This window comes from Flavobacterium araucananum (assembly GCF_002222055.1).
Taxonomy (GTDB): domain Bacteria; phylum Bacteroidota; class Bacteroidia; order Flavobacteriales; family Flavobacteriaceae; genus Flavobacterium; species Flavobacterium araucananum.
Map to the genome: position 1 here is coordinate 1 of NZ_MUGS01000123.1, position 3,390 is coordinate 3,390.

A 3,390-nucleotide genomic window follows, 5' to 3' on the forward strand; every position below is an offset into this window, starting at 1 on the left:
AGGATCTGTAAGTTTTGGTGAAAGCAGAGAATTTTCCCTAAAACATCATAAAGACAAAAAACTGCAAAAAAAAATCATATTAGAAAACGGCAGTTTCCTTTTGATGAAAGGAGAAACGCAACATAAGTGGTTACACAGTATACAGAAAAAACCTGGGATTGCCAACTCCCGCATAAACATCACTTTCAGAACAATCAAGGTGATTTAAGATCGCAAGATGCGGATTGGAAAAAACCAATTGCCTCAGTAATTTTAAAGTAAAATATAAGAATGATTATGGAAAACACTGCAACTAATTATCCGCTTTATTACAGCAACACAAAAAATATTGCGGTAGATAACATAATAAATGTCAGGAATAAAAGCGAAATGCGCAGACGTTTGCATAACACGCAAATGTTAGACAAAGAAGTTATCCATATTGAGGCATGGATCGACGCCGATATAGAAGAAACAATTGAATACCGGTGTACGCCTTCTTTATTTGGAGACATACTTATTGCGTCGACCTCAAAAGGTGTTTGCTATTTAGGTTTCACCAACGGAAACCACATTGGGGCGGTCAGCGATCTTAAAAGACGATTCCCGTCAAATTCAATTGCGGAAAGTCTGTCTCTGTTTCAAGCTGCCGCTTTAAAGCATGTGAACAATCCTCAAATGCAGCTGCCAATCCAACTGCATTTAAAAGGAACTGCGTTTCAATTAGAAATTTGGAAAAAATTATCCCAAATTCCATTAGGTGGTTTGACGAGCTATACACAATTAGGCGGCACTAATAAAATCGCAAGGGCTACAGGGGCTGCAGTAGGAAGTAATCCTGTGGGTTTTTTAATACCATGCCACAGAGTGATCTATGCTGACGGAAGTTTCAACGGATATTTCTGGGGAACAGAACTTAAAGAAAGGTTACTTTTATGGGAAGCCGCAAATGTACTTTTAATTTAAAAACAGCAAGTTTCGGATTGAATACCTAATGCGATAAAAGTAAATTTGATATACAATTGAAATAATAAAAAAAATGGAAACACAACAAGAATACGATTATAAGAGAGTTGCATCAGCTATTAATTTCATCAAAGAAAATTATAAGTCTCAACCAAAACTGGAAGATGTAGCAGACCATGTAAATCTTAGTCCGTTTCACTTTCAGAGAATGTTTCAGAATTGGGCGGGAGTTACACCCAAGCAGTTTTTGCAGTATTTGACTGCGGAGTATGCTAAAGATATTTTGAAGACTACAAGAATGAGTTTGTTCGATGCCGCACATGAATCTGGATTATCAGGTGCCGGCAGGCTTCATGATCTCTTTATAAAGGTCGAAGGAATGTCACCTGGAGAGTATAAAAATGGTGGTGAAGCACTTAAAATTAACTACTCATTTGCAGACTGTCCCTTTGGCGAGATGTTAGTAGCGGCTACTTCAAAAGGCATTTGCCACATGTCATTTGTTGACAATGGATCTGAACAAGCTTTAGAAGGACTTAAGGCTAATTTTCCAAATGCCAAATATATTCAAATGGTGGATATGTTTCAGCAAAATGCCCTTTTTGTGTTCACGCAAGATTGGAGCAAACTTGATAAGGTAAAACTTCATCTTAAGGGCACAGACTTTCAAATTAAAGTATGGGAAGCTCTGTTGAAAGTACCAACTGGCGGATTTACAACTTATGGAGATTTGGCTGCCAATGCTGGTCATCAAGGAGCATCAAGAGCAGTTGGAACTGCCATTGGAAGTAATCCGGTTGCATTTCTTATACCTTGTCATCGTGTTATTAAATCTACCGGTGAAATTGGGCAATATCATTGGGGTGCTACTCGCAAAAACGCAATTATTGGCTGGGAAGCAGCTCGTAAAGCAAAGGTAGAAGAATAAATTGTTTCAGTTCATAAAGAAAAAATGGATCGTTCTCAAACCTATAAGCATCAGATTTTACATACCGGTAACTAATTTTGTCTATGCTACTTAGTATTGCTAGTCCCATCCATTAATTTTTGAATATCCTCATAGTGATAGTACGTAAGTACACCAATTTTTTTATTAGATAGAGCCTCATTGATCCGAAGATTTTGTAAGGTTCCCGCTGAAATACAAAGAAGTTTGCGATAACTTCATAGCTTTTAAACCATATTGTTAATTAATAAAATTATATATTTTGCCAATTAATGTGTCCAAGCAAATAAAAGTTATGTTCAATTAATCAAAAGTCTAATTTGCTAAATTTGCATCAAACCCATTAAGTATGAGCGAGAAAAATACTATTTCGATGTCACTCTATGACTTGTATTTGCAATTAGACTTGTCTGTCGATATGCTTGATCCAAAGGCAGGCATTGCCGTCGTTGATTTAAAAGATGTCGGCTTTGAGTTGCCGTATAAATCCCCGGCATACAGGCCTAATTATTTTTCTTTTCTGTTCGTTAAGAAAGGATCGGGACAATACACTATTGATGACCATACTTTTGCTGCCATGCCTGGGTCTATATATTTTACCAATCCAAGCAATTACAGGACCTTTGAATGGAATGCAATCGAAGAAATTTATCTTATCTGTTTTGATGAGACATTTCTTAAGGAAAACGTGCACCAGGATGTATTTAATGAGTTTTCATTTCTACTGACCGAAACGGTGCAACCTAAGGTCCTAAATATAGATTTTTATAATCAGATAGAACAGTTATATCTGCAGATCCACAAAGAATATCTAGGTTCGTCACCTTATAAATACAGAATTATCGGAAACTTGTTTATTGTGTTACTAATTAAGATAAAAGAATATTTCTGGGAAGACTATAACCCGATATATGAAGGAAACCGGTCTTCCCAAATCGTAAAAAATTTTAAACGGATGCTCGAACAGCATTACCGCGATCTGGGCAACTCAAAAGTACAGAGTGTATTCAGGGTGCAGGATTATGCCGATGCGCAGAATCTGCATCCCAATTACTTAAGTACCGTTATCAAAACCAAGACAGGAAAGCCTATTGCCACATGGATTGCGGACAAAACAATCTCCGAAGCAAAATCACAACTGCAGAACTCACAAAATTCGATAAAAGAAATCGCCTATTTACTGGGTTTCTCAGAAGCCGCGCATTTCAGCAATTACTTTAAAAAACATACCGGTACTTCTCCCGTGCTCTACCGAAAGGAGCACCTCGCCTCGACCAACTAAAATTCAAAGCCTGCAAATACCGATTTGCAGGCTTTTTTTATGGCTTTACTCTAAAATTTCCCCTCAAAATAAACATGCAAATTCTAAATGTTTAAAATTTGCATGCAATGCTTTAATACTCGCAATATGCAAGGCCAAGTGCCGCTATATCTTTGTCCTATCAAATTAAAAGAACGATTTATAACCATTTAAAATTGAAAAAATCATGAAAAAATTA

4 protein-coding genes and 1 pseudogene are annotated in these 3,390 nt (G+C 36.8%); 4 read left to right on the forward strand and 1 reads right to left on the reverse strand.

The genetic code is table 11. The features are described 5' to 3' along the window. The 3 genes from B0A64_RS24715 to B0A64_RS24725 all read left to right on the forward strand — a co-directional run. On the forward strand, positions 1-208 hold a 208-nt coding region (locus B0A64_RS24715), incomplete at its 5' end, for an alpha-ketoglutarate-dependent dioxygenase AlkB (RefSeq protein ID WP_165769880.1). A gap of 62 nt (positions 209-270) precedes the next feature. Beyond that, entirely contained in the window at positions 271-945 is a 675-nt protein-coding gene (locus tag B0A64_RS24720; protein WP_089482095.1) for a methylated-DNA--[protein]-cysteine S-methyltransferase, read from the forward strand. A gap of 73 nt (positions 946-1,018) precedes the next feature. Continuing rightward, positions 1,019-1,873, forward strand: coding sequence for a bifunctional helix-turn-helix domain-containing protein/methylated-DNA--[protein]-cysteine S-methyltransferase (locus tag B0A64_RS24725; RefSeq protein ID WP_089482096.1), 855 nt, complete (start codon positions 1,019-1,021; stop codon positions 1,871-1,873). 86 nt (positions 1,874-1,959) lie between these two features. Here the strand turns inward: B0A64_RS24725 and B0A64_RS25690 are convergent. Continuing rightward, a pseudogene (locus B0A64_RS25690) lies at positions 1,960-2,126 on the reverse strand (helix-turn-helix domain-containing protein); the annotation flags it as partial. Between the two features lie 114 nt (positions 2,127-2,240). On the opposite strand from B0A64_RS25690, the gene B0A64_RS24735 reads away from it, so the two are divergent. After that, positions 2,241-3,173 carry an AraC family transcriptional regulator gene (locus B0A64_RS24735; RefSeq protein ID WP_089482097.1) on the forward strand — a complete coding sequence of 311 codons (933 nt, stop codon included), beginning with the start codon at positions 2,241-2,243 and terminating at the stop codon, positions 3,171-3,173. Positions 3,174-3,390 lie beyond the last annotated feature (217 nt).

Bases quoted from the DNA above. Each gene is read 5' to 3' on its own strand.
- B0A64_RS24720 (WP_089482095.1), top strand. From the start codon at position 271: ATGATTATGGAAAACACTGCAACTAATTATCCGCTTTATTACAGCAAC.
- B0A64_RS24735 (WP_089482097.1), top strand. From the start codon at position 2,241: ATGAGCGAGAAAAATACTATTTCGATGTCACTCTATGACTTGTATTTG.
- B0A64_RS24725 (WP_089482096.1), top strand. From the start codon at position 1,019: ATGGAAACACAACAAGAATACGATTATAAGAGAGTTGCATCAGCTATT.